This window comes from Pseudomonas sp. VE 267-6A, assembly GCF_024126555.1.
GTDB lineage: Bacteria > Pseudomonadota > Gammaproteobacteria > Pseudomonadales > Pseudomonadaceae > Aquipseudomonas > Aquipseudomonas palmensis.
The window spans coordinates 194,696-215,830 of the sequence record NZ_JAMYBY010000005.1 but is presented as its reverse complement, the minus strand read 5'-3'; the positions used below and the strand labels follow the sequence as shown (position 1 = coordinate 215,830).

18 protein-coding genes are annotated in these 21,135 nt (G+C 65.0%); 10 read left to right on the top strand and 8 right to left on the bottom strand.

Features of this window, described 5'->3' with window-relative positions; all coding sequences use genetic code 11:
* Positions 1 to 55: 55 nt before the first annotated feature.
* From NJH59_RS07650 to NJH59_RS07640, 3 genes are read right to left on the bottom strand one after another with little or no spacing between them, the layout of a single operon-like run.
* A complete protein-coding gene (locus NJH59_RS07650) occupies positions 56 to 880 on the bottom strand; it encodes an ATPase (protein WP_196932591.1) in 825 nt (274 codons plus the stop codon).
* Positions 881 to 919: 39 nt separating this feature from the next.
* Positions 920 to 1,915, bottom strand: coding sequence for an NAD(P)-dependent oxidoreductase (locus NJH59_RS07645; protein WP_043862107.1), 996 nt, complete (start codon positions 1,913 to 1,915; stop codon positions 920 to 922).
* A gap of 12 nt (positions 1,916 to 1,927) precedes the next feature.
* On the bottom strand, positions 1,928 to 2,854 hold the full coding sequence (locus NJH59_RS07640) for a LysR family transcriptional regulator ArgP (protein WP_043862106.1): 927 nt from the start codon (positions 2,852 to 2,854) through the stop codon (positions 1,928 to 1,930).
* 122 nt (positions 2,855 to 2,976) lie between these two features.
* On the opposite strand from NJH59_RS07640, the gene NJH59_RS07635 reads away from it, so the two are divergent.
* The 9 genes from NJH59_RS07635 (at position 2,977) to NJH59_RS07595 (ending at position 16,344) form a co-directional block, all read left to right on the top strand.
* Positions 2,977 to 3,576: a LysE/ArgO family amino acid transporter gene (locus tag NJH59_RS07635; protein ID WP_043862105.1), complete on the top strand. Its 600-nt coding sequence runs from the start codon at positions 2,977 to 2,979 to the stop codon at positions 3,574 to 3,576.
* Positions 3,577 to 3,762: 186 nt separating this feature from the next.
* Positions 3,763 to 4,359 (top strand): Fe-Mn family superoxide dismutase, encoded by a 597-nt coding sequence (locus tag NJH59_RS07630; RefSeq protein ID WP_054914821.1) that lies wholly within the window; start codon positions 3,763 to 3,765, stop codon positions 4,357 to 4,359.
* 294 nt (positions 4,360 to 4,653) lie between these two features.
* On the top strand, positions 4,654 to 6,705 hold the full coding sequence (locus tag NJH59_RS07625; protein WP_253086593.1) for a bifunctional diguanylate cyclase/phosphodiesterase: 2,052 nt from the start codon (positions 4,654 to 4,656) through the stop codon (positions 6,703 to 6,705).
* Positions 6,706 to 6,849: 144 nt separating this feature from the next.
* Positions 6,850 to 8,181, top strand: coding sequence for an imelysin family protein (locus tag NJH59_RS07620; RefSeq protein ID WP_236176834.1), 1,332 nt, complete (start codon positions 6,850 to 6,852; stop codon positions 8,179 to 8,181).
* Between the two features lie 169 nt (positions 8,182 to 8,350).
* The gene (locus NJH59_RS07615) at positions 8,351 to 9,778 is read left to right on the top strand and encodes a di-heme oxidoredictase family protein (RefSeq protein ID WP_236176833.1); all 1,428 of its coding nucleotides are present in this window, start codon (positions 8,351 to 8,353) and stop codon (positions 9,776 to 9,778) included.
* 14 nt (positions 9,779 to 9,792) lie between these two features.
* On the top strand, positions 9,793 to 10,857 hold the full coding sequence (locus NJH59_RS07610) for an imelysin family protein (protein WP_043862100.1): 1,065 nt from the start codon (positions 9,793 to 9,795) through the stop codon (positions 10,855 to 10,857).
* 2 nt (positions 10,858 to 10,859) lie between these two features.
* The gene (locus NJH59_RS07605) at positions 10,860 to 11,957 is read left to right on the top strand and encodes a DUF1513 domain-containing protein (RefSeq protein WP_229589903.1); all 1,098 of its coding nucleotides are present in this window, start codon (positions 10,860 to 10,862) and stop codon (positions 11,955 to 11,957) included.
* Positions 11,958 to 12,131: 174 nt separating this feature from the next.
* Positions 12,132 to 13,283: an efflux RND transporter periplasmic adaptor subunit gene (locus NJH59_RS07600; RefSeq protein ID WP_043862098.1), complete on the top strand. Its 1,152-nt coding sequence runs from the start codon at positions 12,132 to 12,134 to the stop codon at positions 13,281 to 13,283.
* A gap of 13 nt (positions 13,284 to 13,296) precedes the next feature.
* On the top strand, positions 13,297 to 16,344 hold the full coding sequence (locus NJH59_RS07595; protein ID WP_054914825.1) for a multidrug efflux RND transporter permease subunit: 3,048 nt from the start codon (positions 13,297 to 13,299) through the stop codon (positions 16,342 to 16,344).
* Positions 16,345 to 16,425: 81 nt separating this feature from the next.
* Here NJH59_RS07595 and NJH59_RS07590 read toward each other — a convergent pair whose 3' ends face one another.
* From NJH59_RS07590 to colR, 5 genes are all read right to left on the bottom strand, one after another.
* On the bottom strand, positions 16,426 to 16,653 hold the full coding sequence (locus NJH59_RS07590) for a hypothetical protein (RefSeq protein WP_043862096.1): 228 nt from the start codon (positions 16,651 to 16,653) through the stop codon (positions 16,426 to 16,428).
* Complete coding sequence (locus NJH59_RS07585; protein ID WP_116052217.1) at positions 16,650 to 17,363, bottom strand: lipopolysaccharide kinase InaA family protein; 714 nt, start codon at positions 17,361 to 17,363, stop codon at positions 16,650 to 16,652. Before NJH59_RS07585 ends, NJH59_RS07590 begins: the two co-directional genes overlap by 4 nt.
* Before the next feature lie 4 nt (positions 17,364 to 17,367).
* On the bottom strand, positions 17,368 to 18,048 hold the full coding sequence (locus NJH59_RS07580; RefSeq protein ID WP_043862094.1) for a class I SAM-dependent methyltransferase: 681 nt from the start codon (positions 18,046 to 18,048) through the stop codon (positions 17,368 to 17,370).
* 97 nt (positions 18,049 to 18,145) lie between these two features.
* Positions 18,146 to 19,447: a HAMP domain-containing sensor histidine kinase gene (locus tag NJH59_RS07575; RefSeq protein ID WP_043862093.1), complete on the bottom strand. Its 1,302-nt coding sequence runs from the start codon at positions 19,445 to 19,447 to the stop codon at positions 18,146 to 18,148.
* Positions 19,437 to 20,120 (bottom strand): two-component system response regulator ColR, encoded by a 684-nt coding sequence (gene colR, locus NJH59_RS07570; RefSeq protein ID WP_043862092.1) that lies wholly within the window; start codon positions 20,118 to 20,120, stop codon positions 19,437 to 19,439. Before colR ends, NJH59_RS07575 begins: the two co-directional genes overlap by 11 nt.
* Before the next feature lie 181 nt (positions 20,121 to 20,301).
* Between colR and NJH59_RS07565 the strand changes: the two genes are divergently transcribed.
* Positions 20,302 to 21,057 (top strand): phosphatase PAP2 family protein, encoded by a 756-nt coding sequence (locus NJH59_RS07565; RefSeq protein WP_054914826.1) that lies wholly within the window; start codon positions 20,302 to 20,304, stop codon positions 21,055 to 21,057.
* Positions 21,058 to 21,135 lie beyond the last annotated feature (78 nt).

Genomic DNA, 21,135 nt, shown 5'->3' with positions numbered 1-21,135 from the left:
AGACAGCCACTGTACCGGTGGGAGCGGGCTTGACCCGCGATAACTTCACAGCGGATCAGGGCTTGGCGTTGATCTGCCGCTGCAGGTTCTGCACCTGGCTCTGCAAGGTGGTGAGGTTGCGGGTCACCTGCCCACGAAACGCATCGAACTCCGCCGTCGAGGCACCCGCCCCGGCAGCCACCGCCGGGCGATTCTCCTGCTCGCTCTTGAGCACGATCAGGTCCTGTTCCAGGCGCTGGATCGCCGCCCCCGGATCCCCCTGTTTCTTCAATGCGGCAATCTCCGTCGACAGGCTCTTGAGCTGCGCATCGACCTTGCCGGTATCAGCCTGCGCCGCCTTCACCGCTGCCAGCTCCGTGGCCACGGCCTTGAGTTGCGCCTGCAACTGGGCATTGGTTGCCTGCTGCTCGCCAACCTGCGCCAGGGCCTGCTCCAGCCGCTTGCCCAGGTCACCCTGCTGCCCGGCTACGCCCTGCTGCTGCTTGCTCTGCTCGGCGAGGCTGGCCTGCAACTGCTTTATCTGCAGCTTCAGTGCCTCGCTGCCGGTGCTGACGCTCGACTCGCTGGCCGCCACCTTGCCGCTGATGTCCTGCAGGCGCCCGGCAGCTTCTTCACTGATGCGCGCAAAGCTTTCCTGGGTGGCCACCAGTTGCTGCTCCATCAGCGAAATCTGCTGGAAGCTCCACCAGCCAAGCCCGGCCAGGGCGATGAACGAAGCGCCCACCAGCGCCCACAACGGCCCGGTGGCCGCCGGCTTGCGCGGTTTGCCGCGCACGGCGGCCACCCGTGCACCTGGCGCCGGGGCAAAGTCGTCATCATCGCGACCGCCGGCCTTGAGGCTGGGTACATCATCGAAATCGTCGTGAGCATCGTTGCGCATGGATCAACCGCCGTGAGTGCAAATGAGCGCCAGTATAAGTCAGTGGCCGCCGTGCTGGGCCTTCCACCAGCCGCAGAATTCATCCAGCGCCGCCCACAGGCTGACCTGCGGGCGGTAGTCCAGTTGCTGGCGGGCGCGGCTGATGTCCAGGGTGAAATCCTTGTTCATCACCTGCACCGCCAGGCGCGACAGGGTCGGTTGCGGACGGCCCGGCCACAGCAGGCAGGCCCCCTCGTTCAGCGCGCCCAGGCCGTAGGCCAGGCCACTGGAGCGGTAGCGCGTGACCTGGGGCAGATCCATGCGCCGCATCACGTAATTGATCACGTCCCACAGCGGCAGCGGGTGGCCGTTGCTGATGTTGTAGGCCTGCCCGAGCGCGTCGTTGCCAGCCAGCACCGCGTTGATCAGCGCCTCGTTGAGGTTCTGCACGCTGGTGAAGTCGACCTTGTTCAAGCCGTTGCCGATGATCGCCAGACGGCGTTTCTGCTGCATCTTGAGCAGGCGCGGGAAGATGCTCACATCCCCTGCCCCGGTGACGAAGCGCGGGCGCAGGGCCAGCACTTCCAGGCCGAACTCCTGGGCACCGAAAACCTTCTGCTCGGCCAGGTACTTGGTGGTCGCGTAGGCATCGTGCAGGCGCCGCGGCACCTGCTCTTCGGTCACCCCCAGGCGCGAGCGCCCGTTCCAGTAGATCGACGGCGAGGACAGGTGCACCAGGCGACGAACGTGTTCCTTCAGGCACGCCTCCACCACGTTCTCGGTGACCACCACGTTGCCCTGGTGAAAGTCCTGGTAGCGTCCCCAGTTGCCCACCGCACCGGCGCAGTGCACCACGGTTTCGACGCCTTGGCAGACCCGCCGGGCCAACTCCGGGTCGCCCAGGTCCCCCGGAATGAACTGGGCGCCGCGGCGCACCAGGTGCTCGACGCCTTCGGCCCGCCGGCCATTGACCCGTACCTCCATGCCCTGCTCCAGGGCAAAGCGTGCAAAGCGCCCGCCAATGAAGCCGCTTGCGCCGGTGACCAGAATTCGCATGAAGCACTCCGCCTACTTGTTTGCAGATGATGCAGACGCCGGCAAACCCGACCACGGCACCAACCAACTGCTGGCGCTGCGCCGCAGGTGGTCGGTGAGTTGGCCGAGCAATTGCCCGCCATTGCGCCAATGATGCCAGTACAGCGGCACATCGATCGGCTTATCCGCCAGAATTTCCACCAGCTGCCCGCTGGCCAGTTGCGCCTGGGCCTGCAATTCGGGCACCAGGCCCCAGCCCACGCCGGCCTCGGTCATGCGCAGAAAGCCCTCCGAAGACGGGCACAGGTGATGCAGGAATGCACCATCGATACCCAGCGACACCAGGTAGCGATGCTGCAGAAAATCGTCCGGGCCGAACACCACGGCCGGGGTGCGGGCCAGGCGCGCCACCTCTACCCCCTGGGGAAAGTGGCGCGCCATGAAGTCGGGGCTGGCCAGCGCACGGTAGCGCATGGCGCCGAGCAGCTCGCTGCGCGCCCCGGCAACCGGTCGCTCGCTGGCGCACAGGCAGGCCGCCACTTCGCCGGCGCGCATGCGCTTGAGGCCCACCTCCTGGTCTTCCACCACCAGCTCCAGCAGCACCCGCTCCTGCGCACAGAACGCCCCGACCGCCGCCGCCCACCAGGTGGCCAGGCTGTCGGCGTTGAGCGCTACCCGCAGACGCTCGGGCTGACCGCCATCGTCCAGCGCCGGCACCTGATGCTGCAGGTCGCGCTCGAGCAGGCGCACCTGCTGTACATGGTTGAGCAGGCGCTTGCCGATCTCGGTGGGCGCTGGCGGCGCGGCGCGTACCAGCACCGGCTGGCCAACGCGCGCCTCCAGCAGCTTGATGCGTTGCGAAATGGCCGATTGCGACAGCCCGAGCAACTGTGCGCCCCGCTCGAAACCGCCCTGCTCGATCACCGCCGCCAGGGCGGAAAGCAACTTGTAGTCGAACATCAGTTTCCCTAATGCCGGATGAGGTTTATTGGTTTTTCTTATACGCCCACTGTCCGCACAATAGCCAGCGATCCCCCCTGTATTTTCGGCAGCCCGTGTGGCTGCTTCGCGGAGCACCTCCCATGTGGCAAAGCTACCTCAACGGCCTGCTGGTCGCCTTCGGGCTGATCATGGCCATCGGCACCCAGAACGCCTTCGTGCTGGCGCAGAGCCTGCGCCGTGAGCACCACCTGCCAGTCGCGGCACTGTGCGTGTTCTGTGATGCGGTGCTGGTGGCGCTTGGCGTGTTCGGTCTGGCCACGGTGCTGGCGCAGAACCCGACCCTGCTGGCGGTCGCGCGCTGGGGTGGGGTGGTGTTTCTGCTGTGGTATGGCAGCAAGGCGCTGATCCGCGCCTGCTCCAGCCAGAGCCTGGAGCAGGGCGAGGGCCTGGGTCAGCGTTCGCGTCGCGCGGTGTTGCTCAGTGCCCTGGCGGTGACCCTGCTCAACCCCCACGTGTACCTGGATACCGTGTTGCTGATCGGCTCACTGGGTGCGCAGCAAAGCGTGCCGGGTGCCTACGTGGCGGGTGCGGCCAGTGCCTCGCTGCTGTGGTTCTTCACCCTGGCGCTGGGTGCGGCCTGGTTGGCGCCGTGGCTGGCCCGGCCTGGCACCTGGCGCCTGCTGGACCTGATGGTGGCGGTGATGATGTTTGCGGTGGCGTTGCAACTGGCGCTGGGCTGACCCGTTCGTCAGGTGTCGGCAAAGGCTCTGGAACCTCTATTCCATACACTTGTTGCGTGGTTTAGGTCAGGGCCCGGTGCTATGATCCCGAATCTGCGTCGCAAAGAGTAAAAACTCGCCGATGCATTCCGGCCGCCCGTGATCGGCCTTGCGCTCACCGCAACAGACCTGATTAGGAGAATCACCATGGCTTTTGAATTGCCGCCGCTGCCTTACGCACACGATGCCCTGCAGCCGCACATTTCCAAGGAAACCCTGGAATACCACCACGACAAGCACCACAACACCTACGTCGTGAACCTGAACAACCTGGTGCCAGGCACCGAGTTCGAAGGCAAGACCCTGGAAGAGATCGTCAAGACTTCTTCGGGCGGTATCTTCAACAACGCCGCTCAGGTCTGGAACCACACCTTCTACTGGAACTGCCTGGCGCCAAACGCTGGTGGCCAGCCTACCGGTTCGCTGGCTGAAGCCATCAACGCCGCGTTCGGTTCGTTCGACAAGTTCAAGGAAGAGTTCACCAAGACGTCGGTTGGCACCTTCGGTTCCGGTTGGGGCTGGCTGGTCAAGAAAGCTGACGGCTCCCTGGCGCTGGCCAGCACCATCGGTGCGGGCAACCCGCTGACCAGCGGTGACACCCCGCTGCTGACCTGCGACGTGTGGGAGCATGCCTACTACATCGACTACCGTAACGTGCGTCCGAAGTATGTCGAGGCGTTCTGGAACCTGGTCAACTGGAAGTTCGTGGCTGAGCAGTTCGAAGGCAAGACCTTCACTGCATAAGTGCTGCTTCTGAAAAAACCCGGCTCAGGCCGGGTTTTTTTATGCCGAAAAAGCGGCAAAGAGCAAAACCCCACCCACCAACCTTTTTTAACCAATTTCACCAACACCCTCTCTTGCTGCCCCCCCATACCGCGCTAACATCAATCGTTGGGAAACTTGTCGTACATCGCTCAAGTCGCAAGGCCGGGCAACCGATACAGTGACCGCTGGATCATGAATCCTGCCAACGGCCGATAGTGGATTGCCACAGATGATGGCAAAATGATGCCATGCGCATGGATTAAGGAAACCCCATTGAAGCTGGAACTCAAAAACAGCTTGTCGGTCAAGTTGCTCAGAGTGGTCCTGCTCTCGGCACTGGCCGTGGGCGTGGTACTCAGCTGTGCGCAGATCGTCTTCGATGCCTACAAGACCCGCCAGGCTGTCGCCAACGACGCCCAGCGAATCCTCGACATGTTCCGCGACCCTTCCACCCAGGCCGTATACAGCCTGGACCGCGAAATGGGCATGCAGGTCATCGAGGGGCTATTCCAGGATGAGTCCGTGCGCATGGCCTCCATCGGCCACCCCAACGAAACCATGCTGGCAGAAAAGTCGCGCCCTCTGCAGGAACTGCCGACCCGCTGGCTCACCGACCTGATCCTCGGCCAGGAACGCACCTACACCACCCAGCTCGTTGGCCGCGCGCCCTACAGCGAATACTACGGCGACCTGAGCATCACCCTCGATACCGGCGCCTACGGCCAGGGCTTCGTGGTCAATTCGGTGATCATCTTCATTGCCGGCGTGCTCCGCGCCCTGGCCATGGGGCTGGTGCTGTACCTGGTCTACCACTGGCTGCTGACCAAGCCACTGTCCAAGCTCATCGAGAACCTCACCCAGATCAACCCCGACCGCCCCAGCCAGCATCAGCTGCCGCTGCTCAAGGGCCACGAGAAGAACGAACTGGGCCTGTGGGTGAACACCGCCAACCAACTGCTGGCGTCCATCGAACGCAACACCCACCTGCGCCACGAGGCCGAGAACAGCCTGCTGCGCATGGCCCAGTACGACTTTCTCACCGGCCTGCCCAACCGCCAGCAACTGCAACAGCAACTGGACAAGATCCTGGTCGATGCCGGGCGCCTGCAGCGCCGGGTTGCGGTGCTGTGCGTAGGCCTGGACGACTTCAAGGGCATCAACGAACAATTCAGCTACCAGGCCGGCGACCAGTTGCTGCTGGCCCTGGCCGACCGCCTGCGTGCCCACAGCGGTCGCCTGGGTGCCCTCGCCCGCCTGGGCGGCGACCAGTTCGCGCTGGTGCAGGCCGACATCGAACAACCCTACGAGGCCGCCGAGCTGGCCCAGAGCATTCTCGATGACCTGGAAGCGCCGTTCGCCCTGGACCATCAGGAGATCCGCCTGCGCGCCACCATCGGCATCACCCTGTTCCCCGAAGACGGCGACAGCACCGAGAAGCTGCTGCAAAAGGCCGAACAGACCATGACCCTGGCCAAGAGCCGTTCGCGCAACCGCTATCAGTTCTACATCGCCAGCGTCGACAGCGAGATGCGCCGGCGCCGCGAGCTGGAAAAGGACCTGCGCGAAGCCCTGCCGCGCAATCAGCTGTACCTGGTTTACCAACCGCAGATCAGCTACCGCGACCACCGCGTGGTGGGCGTCGAGGCGCTGCTGCGCTGGCAGCACCCGGAGCTGGGCATGGTTCCGCCCGATCAGTTCATACCGCTGGCCGAACAGAACGGCAACATCATCGTGATCGGCGAATGGGTGCTCGACCAGGCCTGCCGGCAACTGCGCGAATGGCACGACCAGGGCTTCAGCGACCTGCGCATGGCAGTCAACCTGTCGACCGTGCAACTGCACCACAGCGAGCTGCCCCGGGTGGTCAACAACCTGCTGCAGATCTACCGCCTGCCGCCGCGCAGCCTGGAACTGGAAGTGACCGAGACCGGCCTGATGGAAGACATCAGCACTGCCGCCCAGCACCTGCTGAGCCTGCGACGCTCCGGCGCGCTGATTGCGATCGACGACTTCGGCACCGGCTACTCCTCGCTCAGCTACCTCAAGTCGCTGCCGCTGGACAAGATCAAGATCGACAAGAGCTTCGTGCAGGACCTGCTCAACGATGACGACGACGCCACCATCGTTCGCGCGATCATCCAGCTGGGCAAGAGCCTGGGCATGCAGGTGATCGCCGAGGGCGTGGAAACCGCCGAGCAGGAAGCCTACATCATTGCCCAGGGCTGTCATGAAGGTCAGGGCTACCACTACAGCAAACCGCTGCCGGCACGCGAGCTGACCGCCTTCCTCAAAGCGGCGCAACGCAACCAGGTATCGATTCTGTGAGTGACGCTGCCGCCAAGGGCAGCGTGAACAGCATTTGAATTTTTACGTGGCAACCTCTTTACAGAAAATGCATATCTTTCGCATTATGTTGCACCTTTGCGTGCGGCTGCACGCCTGTTCAACCTCTCGACGCAGGAATAGCCCATGATTCGTATGCCTCTGGCCACCGCCAGTCTGCTGGCCATTGCCATCTCCCTCGCCGGCTGCGGCGATGACAAGGACAAGGCCGCCGCGCCACAGGCCGCCGCACCTGCTGCCGCCAGCACCACCCAGGCGTCCGGGGCCGTCGACGAAGCCGCCGCCCAGGCGGTGGTCAAGCACTACGCCGAGATGGTGTATGCCGTGTACAGCGACTCGCTGAGCACCGCCAAGACCCTGCAGACCGCAGTCGATGCCTTCCTTGCCAAGCCCGACGCCGACACCCTGGCCGCCGCCAAGACTGCCTGGGTAGCCGCCCGTGTACCGTACCTGCAGAGCGAAGTGTTCCGCTTCGGCAACACCATCATCGACGACTGGGAAGGTCAGGTGAACGCCTGGCCGCTGGACGAAGGCCTGATCGACTACGTCGACAAGAGCTATGAACACGCCCTGGGCAACCCGGCCGCCACCGCCAACATCATCGCCAACACCGAGATCCAGGTGGGCGAAGACAAGGTCGACGTCAAGGACCTGACCCCCGAGAAGCTGGCCAGCCTGAACGAGCTGGGCGGTTCGGAAGCCAACGTCGCCACCGGCTACCACGCCATCGAATTCCTGCTGTGGGGCCAGGACCTCAACGGCACCGGCCCGGGCGCCGGCAACCGCCCTGCCTCGGACTACCTGCAAGGCGAAGGCGCCACCGGTGGCCACAACGAGCGTCGTCGTGCCTACCTCAAGGCCGTGACCCAGCTGCTGGTCAACGATCTGGAAGAAATGGTCGGCAACTGGAAGCCGGCAGTGGCCGACAACTATCGCGCCACCCTGGAGGCAGAACCTGTCGCCAACGGCCTGCGCAAGATGCTGTTCGGCATGGGCAGCCTGTCGCTGGGCGAACTGGCGGGCGAGCGCATGAAGGTCTCGCTGGAAGCCAACTCGCCTGAGGACGAGCAGGACTGCTTCAGCGACAATACTCACTACTCGCACTTCTACGACGCCAAGGGTATCCGCAACGTCTACCTGGGCGAGTACACCCGCACCGACGGCACCAAGCTGAGCGGCCCGAGCCTGTCGTCGCTGGTGGCCAAGGTCGATCCGGCCACCGACAACACCCTGAAGGCCGATCTGGAAGCCACCGAGGCGAAGATCCAGGTGATGGTCGACCACGCCCTCAAGGGTGAGCACTACGACCAGTTGATCGCTGCCGACAACGCTGCGGGCAACCAGATCGTGCGTGACGCCATCGCCGCGCTGGTCAAGCAGACCGGTGCCATCGAACAGGCTGCGGGCAAACTGGGCATCACCGACCTGAACCCGGACACCGCTGACCACGAGTTCTGAGTGGTAGCGTGCTGAAACAGAGGCGGCCTTCGGGTCGCCTTTTTTTGTGGGACCTCTTCGCTGGAAGCTGAAGCAGATTTCATCCAGCAAACGCAAATCCCTCTTATTCATATCCCCCGCGCCTGCTAAGCTTGCACGCCGGTTTTACGCTAGCCATTCAGGATTCTCGATGCCCGCTCCGCTTCACCGCGCCCTTCCCCTGCTGCTGGCCCTGGCCCTGAGCGCCTGTGACGACGCCCCGCGTTTCACCAAGGCCGAACCTGGCGAGGCACGTGCCGGTGGCAGCACCACCGTTAACAAGCGCGACCGCAACGCCTACTCCATGCCCTCGGCCAACCTCACCCCGAGCCAGCGCCTGGACTTCAGCGTGGGCAACAGCTTCTTCCGCAGCCCGTGGGTGATCGCCCCGTCCACCACCACCGCACGCGATGGCCTGGGCCCGCTGTTCAACACCAACGCCTGCCAGAACTGCCATATTCGCGACGGGCGCGGGCACCCGCCCGCAGAGGGCGCCAAAAACGCGGTATCGATGCTGGTGCGCCTGTCGATCCCCGACCAGCCCGAATACGCCAAGGTGATCGAGCAACTGGGCATCGTGCCCGAGCCGGTCTATGGCGGGCAGTTGCAGGACATGGCCGTGCCCGGCGTGGCCCCCGAGGGCAAGGTGCGGGTCAGCTACACCCCGGTGAACGTCACCTTCAAGGACGGCACCCAGGTCGAACTGCGCAAGCCGCAGCTGCAGATCACCCAGCTTGGCTACGGCCCGATGCACCCCGACACACGCTTCTCGGCACGCGTCGCGCCGCCGATGATCGGCCTGGGCCTGCTCGAGGCCATCCCTGAAGAGGCCATCCTGGCCAACGCCGACCCCGAGGGGCGCAACGGCACCGGCATTCGTGGCCGGCCCAACCTGGTATGGGACGACGCCCAGGGCAAGCAGGTACTTGGCCGCTTCGGCTGGAAGGCCGGGCAACCCAACCTCAACCAGCAGAATGCCCATGCGTTCTCCAGCGACATGGGCCTGACCAGCAGCCTGGTGCCGCGCGACGACTGCACCCCGGCGCAGCTCGATTGCCTGGCCCAGCCCAATGGCAACGGCGCCGATGGCGAGCAGGAGGTCAGCGACAACATCCTGCGCCTGGTGCTGTTCTACACCCGCAACCTGGCGGTGCCGGTACGCAAGGACGTCGATTCGCCCCAGGTGCTGGCTGGCAAGAACCTGTTCTTCCAGGCCGGCTGCCAGGGCTGCCACACCCCCACATTCACCACCTCGGCCAATGCCGCCGAGCCGGAGCTGGCCAACCAGACCATCCGCCCCTACAGCGACCTGTTGCTGCACGACATGGGCCCGGGGCTGGCCGACAACCGCAGCGAATTCGCCGCCGGTGGCCAGGACTGGCGCACCGCGCCGCTGTGGGGCATCGGCCTGAACCAGACCGTCAGTGGCCATACCCAGTTTCTGCATGACGGGCGCGCCCGCAACCTGCTCGAGGCCGTGCTCTGGCACGGCGGCGAAGCCGAGCCTGCGCGCCAGCACGTCTTGACCTTCAATGCCGAGCAACGCGCCGCGTTGCTGGCGTTCCTGAACTCACTCTAGAGAAGGAGCCGGACATGTTCCGTCCCAAGCTGTTGTTCACCAGCCTCGCCGCCATCGCCCTGGGCGCCTGCTCGCCGCAGGACCCGCAGGCCGTGACCTCTGCCGCGATCGCCAAGCAGGTGATCCTGCCGACCTACAGCCGCTGGGTCGAAGCCGACCGCCAGCTGGCCGTCAGCGCCCTGGCCTTCTGCGAAGGCAAGGCCGACCTAGCCACCGCACGCGCCGACTTCCTGCACGCACAAAAAGCCTGGGCCGAGTTGCAACCGCTGCTGATCGGCCCGCTGGCCGAGGGCAACCGCGCCTGGCAGGTGCAGTTCTGGCCCGACAAGAAGAACCTGGTGGGCCGTCAGGTCGAGCAACTGGTCAACGGCGACAAGCCGGTGGATGCCGAGACCGTGGCCAAGTCCAGCGTCGTGGTGCGCGGCCTGTCGGCCTACGAGTACATCCTGTTCGACAGCAAGCCGGACGTCGCCACCGCCGAACAGAAGGCCCGTTACTGCCCGCTGCTGGTGGCCATCGGCGAACACCAGAAGAACCTCGCCGAAGAGATCCTCAAGGGCTGGAACAGCACCGACGGCATGCTGGCGCAGATGACCAAGTTCCCCAACCAGCGCTACGCCGACTCCCATGAAGCGATCGCCGACCTGCTGCGCGCCCAGGTCACCGCGCTGGACACCCTGAAGAAGAAGCTCGGCACGCCGATGGGTCGCCTGAGCAAGGGCATCCCGCAGCCGCTGCAGGCTGAAGCCTGGCGCAGCCACTCCTCGCTCAAGAGCCTGGAAGCCAGCCTGATCGCCGCCCAGACCGTGTGGGTCGGGGTCGACAACCAGGGCCTGCGCGGCCTGCTGGGCAAGGACCAGAAGGCCCTGGCCGACAAGATCGACGCGGCCTATGCTGATGCCCTCAAGCAACTGAAGGCAATCGATCGGCCCCTGGGCGAAATGCTCCAGGACGATGCCGGCCGCGAGCAACTGAACGCCTTCTACGACAGCCTGAACGTGGTTCACCGCCTGCATGAAGGTGAACTGGCCAAGGCGCTGAACATCCAGCTGGGCTTCAATGCCAACGACGGTGACTGATCATGTTGCGACGCCAGGCCCTCAAACTCGGTAGCGTGCTGCTCAGCGCCCTGACCCTGGGTGGCTGGACCCTGTGGCGCAGCAAGGGCCAGCAGCCACTGCTGCTGTCGGCCCGTGACGATGCCGACGGCAAGCACTATGCCGTGGGCTATCGCCTGGACGGCACCCAGGTGTTCGCCACCCAGGTCGGCCTGCGCTGCCATGACATCATCAACCACCCCGAGCGGCCGATCGCGCTGTTCGTGGCGCGCCGCCCCGGCACCGAGAGCTACCTGATCGACCTGCGCGACGGGCGCCTGCTGCAGACCCTGGCCTCGCAGCCGAACCGGCACTTCTATGGCCACGCGGTGATCCACAAGGGTGGCGAATGGCTGTACGCCACCGAGAACGACACCACCGACCCGGGCCGTGGCGTACTGGGTGTGTACCGCTTCGAAGGCGAACGCCTGGCCCATCATTCGGAAATCCCGACCCACGGCATCGGCCCGCACCAGGTGTCGTGGCTGCCTGACGGCGAGACCCTGGTGGTGGCCAATGGCGGTATCCGCACCGAAGCCGAGAGCCGGGTGGAGATGAACCTGGATGCGATGCAGCCCAGCCTGGTGCTGATGCAGCGCGACGGCACCCTGCTGAGCAAGGAAACCCTGAGCCAGCAGATGAACAGCGTGCGCCACCTGGCGATTGCCGACGACGGCACCGTGCTGGCGTGCCAGCAGTTCATGGGCGGCTCGGACGAAACCGCCGAATTGCTGGCGATCAAGCGTCCGGGGCAGCCGTTCGTGGCCTTCCCGGTGCCGGAGCGCCAGTTGCAGTCCATGGCCCAGTACACCGCCAGCGTGGCGGTGCACAGCGAGCTGCGACTGGTGGCGATGACCGCGCCACGGGCCAACCGCCTGTTCATCTGGGACCTGGACAGCGCCGAGGTGAAGCTGGATGCGCCGATGCCGGACTGCGCGGGCGTGGGCGCAGTGGCCGATGGCTTTGTGGTGACCTCCGGGCAAGGGCGTTGCCGGCTGTACGACTGCCGCAAGGCAGCGCTGGTGGGGCAACCGCTGCAACTGCCTTCAGGGTTGTGGGACAACCATCTGCACCTGATCTGATATAGCAATCGCGGGTCAAGCCCGCTCCCACAGGGAACACCTGGAACCTTGTGGGAGCGGGCTTGACCCGCGATGACGTCGGTACAGACAACATAAAATATACCGAACCAGCACACCGCCCCCTGCGCCGCGACCGACTAGACTTGCGCAACAACGCCTCCAGGGAGCTGGTCCATGCTGCGCCGTCGCATGCTCATCATGCTGGGTATCGTCCTGCTGCTGGTGCTGGCCCTGGGCGGCTACAAGGGCTTGTCCATCTACCGCCAGATCCAGCAGTTCTCCGCGCCCAAGCCGCCGGTCAGCGTTGCCGCCGCCGAGGCGCGCGAGCAGCCCTGGCAAAGCCGCCTGCCCGCCGTGGGCAGCCTCAAGGCCCTGCAAGGGGTGGACCTGAGCCTGGAGATCGCCGGCACGGTCAAGGCCCTGCACTTCGAATCCGGCCAGCAGGTCAAGGCCGGGCAACTGCTGCTGCAGCTGGACAGCGACGTCGAGACTGCCCTGCTCGGCACCGCCCAGGCCGACCTCGGGCTGGCCCAGGTGGATTATCAGCGAGGCAGCCAGCTGGTCGGCAGCCAGGCCATCTCCAAGGGCGAATTCGACCGCCTGCGCGCCCAACTGCTGCGCAACCAGGCGGTAGTGGCGCAACTCAAGGCATCCCTGGCGAAAAAGAGCATCAACGCGCCGTTCACCGGCACCATCGGTATCCGTCAGGTCGACCTGGGCAGCTACCTGGCCAGCGGCACGGTGATCGCCACCCTGCAGGACCTGAGCAGCCTGTATGTCGACTTCTTCGTGCCGGAACAGGCGCTGCCCAACCTCAGCCTCGGCCAGCAGGCGCTGGTCTCGGTGGCCGCCTACCCGCATCGCAGCTTCACCGCCACCCTCAGCGCGATCAACCCCAAGGTCGACGACACCACCCGCAACCTGCAGGTGCGCGCCACCCTGGCCAACCCCGACGGCACGTTGCTGCCGGGCATGTTCGCCAGCCTGCAGGTGTTGCTGCCCAACCCGCGCAACGCGGTGGTGGTGCCGCAGAGCGCCGTCACCTACACCCTCTATGGCAACTCGGTGTATGTCGCCGTGCCGCAAAAGTCCGAAGACGGCAAGGTGCAGACCACGGCCGATGGCCAGCCGCAACTGATCGCCGAGCGGCGCTTCGTCGAGACCGGCGAGCGCCGCGACGGCCTGGTGGTGATCGCCAAGGGCCTCACGCCCGGCGAAACGGTGGTCACCGCCGGCCAGTTGAAGCTGACCCAGGGCGCTGCCGTCACCCTGAGCGCCGACAAGACCCTGCAAGCCGAACCGACCAGCCAGCCCGGCGCCGACTGACCAAGGAACCGCCATGGCCTTTACCGACCCGTTCATCCGTCGCCCGGTGCTGGCCAGCGTGGTCAGCCTGCTGATCGTGCTGCTGGGGTTCCAGGCCTGGAGCAAGCTGCCGATCCGCCAGTACCCGCAGATGGAAAACGCCCTGATCACGGTGACCACCGCCTACCCAGGGGCCAACGCCGAAACCATCCAGGGCTACATCACCCAGCCCCTGCAGCAGAGCCTGGCCAGTGCCGAAGGCATCGACTACATGACCTCGGTGAGCCGGCAGAATTTTTCGGTGATCTCGATCTACGCGCGCATCGGCTCCGACAGCGACCGGCTGTTCACCGAGCTGCTGGCCAAGGCCAACGAGGTCAAGAACAAGCTGCCCCAGGACGCCGAGGACCCGGTGCTGAGCAAGGAGGCCGCCGATGCCTCGGCGCTGATGTACATCAGCTTCTACAGCAAGGAGCTGAGCAACCCGCAGATCACCGACTACCTGTCGCGGGTGATCCAGCCCAAGCTCGCCACCCTGCCCGGCATGGCCGAAGCCGAGATTCTCGGCAACCAGGTGTTCGCCATGCGCCTGTGGATCGACCCGGTGAAGCTGGCCGGCTACGGCCTGAGCGCCGGCGATGTGACTGCCGCGGTGCGCCGCTACAACTTCCTGTCCGCCGCCGGCGAGGTCAAGGGCCAGTACGTGGTCACCAGCATCAACGCCACCACCGAACTCAAGTCGGCCGAAGCCTTCGCCGCCATCCCGCTCAAGACCAAGGGCGACAGCCGCGTGCTGCTGGGCGATGTGGCACGGGTGGAGATGGGCGCGGAGAACTACGACACGGTCAGCTCGTTCGACGGCACGCCGTCGGTGTACATCGGCATCAAGGCCACCCCGGCCGCCAACCCGCTGGACGTGATCAAGGAGGTGCGCAAGCTGATGCCGGAGCTGGAAGCGCAGTTGCCGCCCAACCTCAAGGCCTCCATCGCCTATGACGCCACGCTGTTCATCCAGGCCTCCATCGACGAGGTGGTCAAGACCCTGGTCGAGGCGGTGCTGATCGTGATCGTGGTGGTGTTCCTGTTTCTCGGCGCGCTGCGTTCGGTGCTGATCCCGGTGATCACCATCCCGCTGTCGATGATCGGCGTGCTGTTCTTCATGCAATTGATGGGCTACTCGCTGAACCTGTTGACGCTGCTGGCGATGGTGCTGGCCATCGGCCTGGTGGTGGACGATGCGATCGTGGTGGTGGAGAACATCCACCGCCATATCGAGGAGGGTAAGACGCCGTTCGACGCCGCGCTGGAAGGCGCCCGGGAGATCGCCATGCCAGTGGTATCGATGACCATCACCCTGGCGGCGGTGTACGCCCCCATCGGTTTCCTGGAGGGCCTCACCGGGGCCCTGTTCAAGGAGTTCGCCCTGACCCTGGCCGGGGCCGTGGTGATTTCCGGCATCGTCGCGCTGACCCTGTCGCCGATGATGTGTGCCCTGCTGCTGCGCCCGGAGCAGAACCCCAGCGGCCTGGCCCATCGCCTCGACCAGCTGTTCGAGCGACTCAAGCGCCGCTACCAGACGCTTTTGCACGGCACCCTCGAGACCCGGCCGGTGGTGATCGTGTTCGCCCTGATCGTGCTGTGCCTGATCCCGGTGTTTCTGATGTTCAGCAAGAACGAGCTGGCCCCGGACGAAGACCAGGGCATCATCTTCATGATGGCCACCGCCCCGCAACCGGCCAACCTCGATTACCTGAACGCCTACACCGACGAGTTCATCACGATCTTCAAGTCATTCCCCGAGTACTACTCCTCGTTCCAGATCAACGGCTTCAACGGCGTGCAATCGGGCATCGGCGGCTTTCTGCTCAAGCCGTGGAACCAGCGCAGCCGCACCCAGATGGAGTTGCTGCCCGAGGTGCAGGCCAAGCTGGCGACCATCAGCGGCCTGCAGATCTTCGGCTTCAACCTGCCCTCCCTGCCGGGCACCGGCGAAGGCCTGCCATTCGCCTTCGTGATCAACACGCCGAATGACTACGTGTCGTTGCTGGAAGTGGCGCAACGGGTCAAGGACCGCGCCCAGGCCTCGGGCAAGTTCGCCTTCCTGGACATCGACCTGGCATTCGACAAGCCGGAGGTGGTGGTGGATATCGACCGGGCCAAGGCGGCGCAGATGGGGGTGTCGATGGATGCCCTGGGCGGCACCCTGGCCACGCTGCTGGGCGAGGCCGAGATCAACCGCTTCACCATCGAGGGGCGCAGCTACAAGGTGATCGCCCAGGTCGAGCAGGCCTACCGCGACAACCCCGGCTGGCTGAACAACTACTACGTGAAGAACGAGCAGGGCCGGATGCTGCCCCTGTCGACCCTGATCAGCGTCAGCGACCGCGCGCGGCCGCGCCAGCTCAACCAGTTCCAGCAGCTGAACTCGGCGATCATCCAGGGCTTCCCGCTGGTGAGCATGGGCGAGGCCCTGGAGACGGTGCGCAGCATCGCCCAGCAGGAGGCACCGGCAGGCTTCGCCTTCGACTACAGCGGGCAGGCACGTCAGTTCGTGCAGGAAGGCAGTGCGCTGTGGGTGACCTTCGGCCTGGCGCTGGCGATCATCTTTCTGGTGCTGGCGGCGCAGTTCGAGAGTTTCCGCGACCCGCTGGTGATCCTGGTGACGGTGCCCCTGTCGATCTGTGGAGCATTGATCCCGCTGTTTCTGGGGTGGTCGAGCATGAACATCTACACCCAGGTGGGGCTGGTGACGCTGATCGGGCTGATCAGCAAGCACGGCATCCTGATCGTCGAGTTCGCCAACCAGTTGCGCCTGCACAAGGGGCTGACTGCGCGGGATGCCGTAGAGGAAGCGGCAGCGATACGCCTGCGGCCGGTGCTGATGACCACGGCGGCGATGGTATTCGGCATGGTGCCGCTGATACTGGCGACGGGCGCCGGGGCGGTGAGTCGGTTCGACATCGGCATGGTGATCGCCACCGGGATGTCGGTGGGCACGCTGTTCACGTTGTTCGTGTTGCCGTGCGTGTATACGTTGCTGGCCAGGAAGGAAATGCCAAGTACGGCGCTGGAATCGAGTTGAACGCATCGCGGGTCAAGCCTGCTCCCGCAAGGATCACTGCAACCCTGTGGGAGCGGGCTTGACCCGCGTCGATACACTTCATCACCCGTTGGAGCGCAGCCCCCGGCTCATGCCGAACAGGAACAACAGCAGGTCATGGTCCGGTTGCGCCGTGACGACCGGCTTGGCCGTCCGCGGCAGCGGACACTGCGCGCCCAGGTCGATGGAACTGAGCACCTGCGGACGCGGCTCCTCCCACGCGGCGAAAGCCACCGAAGCCACCGCCAACGCCACAAGCAGAAACAAACCTCGTGCTATTTCTAGTTTCATTGCTCTAAACCTTTGACAGCGCTGCCAAACGCCACTTCGTAAAAATAGAGCAACTTCTTCCAGTCCGCATCGTTCCACGACGAATGGCGGCGCAGTTGCTTCAGGTCATTGGCGGCCGCACGCTGGCAGCTGATGCGCCGGCGGCACTTCTCCAGGTCCAGCAAGGCGACCTCGGCACGCGCATCCGCGCCCTCGCCGGTCACCTTCACGAAAATATGCTTGCTGTACAGGCAGCCATGCTGCCAGTGCCCGCGGTGCATGCGCGCCAGGTTGCCGGCCAGGTCCTCGAGCACCCGGTCGTGCAGCACCTCGCCGTGCTGCTCGCGCCCGCCGCCGGCGTACCACAGGTCGATCTCCTCGAAACCGTCCAGCGCCTCGCTGACCAGCAGCGCCCGCCACTGGTGCTGGGCATCGCGCTCCACGCCGCAATAGACGATATGCGGCACCCGCACGCCCAACTGCTCGAAACTGCTCAGGGCAGCGAACTCACGCAATACCGTGGGGCGACCGAAGGGGTGCAGCAGGCTGCGGTAGATATGCCCGACCTGGCGCTTGGCATACAGCAGATGGCCCGTCTCGTCGCTCAGGCGCTGCACGCCGCTTTCGCCGCCACGCCGCTGGTTGGGTGCCTCCACCCATTCGCCCTGGCGCTGCCAGAAGTAATCGAATTGATCCGAGACCGCCGTACCGCCCGTTCCTTCCACAGCCATTCCTTCACCCCTTGCGCAATACGTAAACTCGCCACATCGCATAGAACGGCAAAAAGTCCATTCGTTCCTGAATACGGAAACCTGCGGCCTCGAACTCCTGTTCAACCGTAGCAGCTGGTAACACAAAACGGTTCTGGTAACTGCCATCGGCCTGCCCGTTGTTACGGCGTGCTTCCAGGCGTTTACGCCGCCAGGCCTTGATGTTGCCGTCCACCCACAACGAGATGATCACGCTGTCGCGGCTAACCCGTTGAAACTCCGAAAGAATCGCCTTACGATGGGCCGCTTCGCCAATGTGGTGGAACAGCCGCATGCAGAAAATGCTGTCTACCGCGTTGTCTGGCAGATCGATGGCGAAGGCTGATGTCTGCAAGGGCCGTACCCGTTTGACCACTTCTGCCGGTTGCGACCCGCAGGCGATCTGCAGCATGGCGGCGGAATTGTCGGCGCCGATGATCACGCGGTTGGCCTTTTCGGCCAGCAGCGGCCAGAAACGGCCGGCACCGCTGGGCAGGTCCAGCACCAGGCCAGGCTCCCCGGCCAGCGCCAGGGCACGCCGGGCCAATTGCTCGTCACGCTGGTGGGACAAGCGGCGGGCAATGCCGTCCTGGTGCTTGTGCAGGTACTGTTGAGCGTGCTGCTCGTCGTACTTTTCGGAAAACTTGAGCTTGATGGGACTGCGCATGGTGCATCTCCTGACTCCAATGCCGCCTACCTTAAGCAGGGCGACGTTGGCGTCAGGTCATGCGAACGTGAAAAAAATGTCAGGTTGCGTCGGTAAGTTACAAGGTGTTTCCGGAGGCCTGCGACCCAGCCGTGCCCAATTTCACATGGAACCGGCAACCATGGGGTTCGGCGGCGCTCAGGCTGACGCTCCAGCCCTGGTCCTCGCAGATCCGCTGCACCAGCGACAGGCCCAGCCCGAGCCCTTCCCCGCGTTTTTCGCCGCCGCGCACGAACGGCTGGAACATGGCCTCGCGATGCTCCTCGGGAATTCCCACGCCGCTGTCCTCGACGGTGAAGCCATCGGGCTCCAGGGTGAGGCGGATGTACCCCTGGTCGGTGTAGTGCGCCGCATTGCGCAGCAGGTTGCCCATCACCGATTGCAGGAACGTGGCGTTGTACAGGGTCGGCAGTGCGCCGGTGTCGTGGTAGGTGAGGGTCAGCCCCTTCTGCTCGATGGTGTCGCGCCAGACGCCGATCAGTTCGTTGCCCACCTCACGCAGGCTTGCCCGCGAAGCGACGGCACCCTCGTCGCGCTGGGCGCGGGCGAGCATGAGGAAGGTCTGCACCAGCTCGCGCATTTCTTCGGTGGCCCGCGAAATGCGCTCGACCTGGGCGCGGGCGCGATTGTCGATGGCCGGGTTCTCCAGCAGCAGCTCGCACGAGCTGGCCAGCACCATCAGGGGCGTGCGCAGTTCATGGCTGACATCGCTGGTGAACAGCCGCTCGCGGGTCAGTGCATCGCGCAGGCGCCCCAGGGTGGCGTCGAAGGCCACCGCCAGTTGCCCCACTTCGTCGGCCGCGTAGTCCGGCGCCAGGGGCGGCGCCAGGCCCAGCAACTGGTCGCGGTGGCGCACCTGGCGCGCCAGCCGGATCACCGGGGCCATCACCCGCCGTGCCAGCACCCAGCCGAGGAACACCGCCAGTGCCAGGCTGAGCACGAAACCCACCACCACCACGGCGAACAGCACGCGCTCGCGTTCTTCGAAATCGCTCTGGTCCTGCAGCAGCACGTAGTGCCGCCCGTCCACCACCTCGACCATGGCGTGGTACGACAGGTGCTCGCGAAACACTTCGTGAAACCCTGGGGTGAGGTGGCGCAGGTCCTTGGGCAGGTCGAAGTCGTCGCGCCCGCCACTGTAGTAGAACAACTGGTCGGGCCGCGGGCGGTGGCTCCACTCCGATACGCTGTCCATCAGCAGCATGCGCTTGAGGTCGCCCCCCAGTACCGAGGAGATCAGGCGCTCTTCCACCAGGTGCACGGTGGCCACGATGCCGAAGGCGAAGGCCCCGGCCACCAGCGCGCTCATCAGCGCGAAGGCGATGATGATGCGCTGGGCAAGGCTTTGCTTAAACTCCATCACGACCCTCGGCCAGTCGATAGCCAACACCGTGCACGGTATGCAGCAGGGGCTTGTCGAATGGCTTGTCGATCACCTGGCGCAACTGGTGGACGTGGCTGCGCAGGCTGTCGCTGTCGGGGCAGTCGTCGCCCCACAGGGCTTCTTCCAGTACCTCGCGGCGCAGCACGTGGGGGCTCTTCTGCATCAGCACTGCAAGCAGCTTGAGGCCGACCGGGTTGAGCTTGAGGAACTTGCCCTGGCGGGTGACCTCCAGGGTGTCGAGGTCGTAGCTGAGGTCGCCGACGTTCAGGCTGCGCCGGCCACCGCCCTGGGCCCGGCGCAGCACCGCTTCGATGCGCGCGGCCAGTTCCGACAGGGCGAACGGCTTGAGCAGGTAGTCGTCGGCGCCGGAGCGAAAGCCCTGCAGGCGGTCGTCGAGCTGGTCGCGGGCGGTCAGCATGATCACCGGGGTATCGCGCCGGGCATCCTCGCGCAGGCGCTTGCACAGCGTGTAGCCGTCGATGCCGGGCAGCATGATGTCGAGCACGATCAGGTCGTAGTGCTCGGTGGCAGCCAGGTGCAGGCCCGACAGGCCGTCCTGGGCGCAGTCGACGGTGTAGCCCTTGAGGCCCAGGTAATCGGCCAGGTTGGCCAGGATATCGCGGTTGTCTTCAACCAGTAGAATTCGCATCGGTACCTCTCCCCCGTCCTCGTTTGCCTGCTTGGCAGGCGCAGCTTAAGGCCATCGTCCAGGCCCCGCCAGCGCCGCATGGATTTAATCGCAACTGACATTTTTTTCACCCCAGCTTCACACATAGCGTAGGCGCGGCGGCACACAATCGGCAGTTTCCATTGCCTGCCTAGACCCTGCCATGCCTGCCACTCCCCCTTTGCCCGCGTCCCGCCCGCTGAACCTGTGGATTGCCCTGGGCATTCCGCTGCTGACCGCCGTGTGCCTGATCCTGCTGGAGCTGACCGACCTGGACATGGCCCTGGCCAACCTCGCGTTCGACCCGCAGGCGGGCCAGTTCATCGGTCGTCACAGCTATTTTCTCGAAGACATCCTGCATGACCGCGCCAAGGAGCTGGTCATCCTGTTCGCGGTGCTGGCCATCGTCGGCTTTGCCGCCAGCTTTGTGCTGCAGCGCCTCAAGAGCTGGCGCCGGGAACTGGGTTGCCTGGTGCTGGCGATGGGCCTGTCGACCGGCTTCGTGACGCCGCTCAAGGCCGCGACGGCGGTGCAGTGCCCCTGGAGCCTGAGCGAATTCGGCGGCCAGGAAACCTACAGCAAGCTGTTAGAGGCCCGCCCCGCCACCGACAAGCCAGGGCGCTGCTGGCCGGGCGGGCATGCGGCCACGGGGTTTACCCTGTTTGCGCTGTTTTTTGTCCTGCGTGATCGCAAGCCACGCCTGGCCAAGGCCGCGCTGGTGTTCGCCTTTGGCCTGGGGGTGGTGTTTTCGGTGGGCAGGATGCTGCAGGGCGCCCACTTCTTTTCGCACAATGTGTGGACCGCGGTGTTCTGCTGGCTGATCGGGTTGGGGTGCTACTGGCTGGTGTTGTATCGCAAGCCGTCACTGGCCGCTTCGCCAGCCAGGCTGGCACCTACAGGATTCGCTGAACGTCTGTAGGAGCCAGCCTGGCTGGCGAAGGGTTTCTGCCAGACATAAAAAAGCCCCGCACAAGGCGGGGCTCTTCTTCAAGCGGGT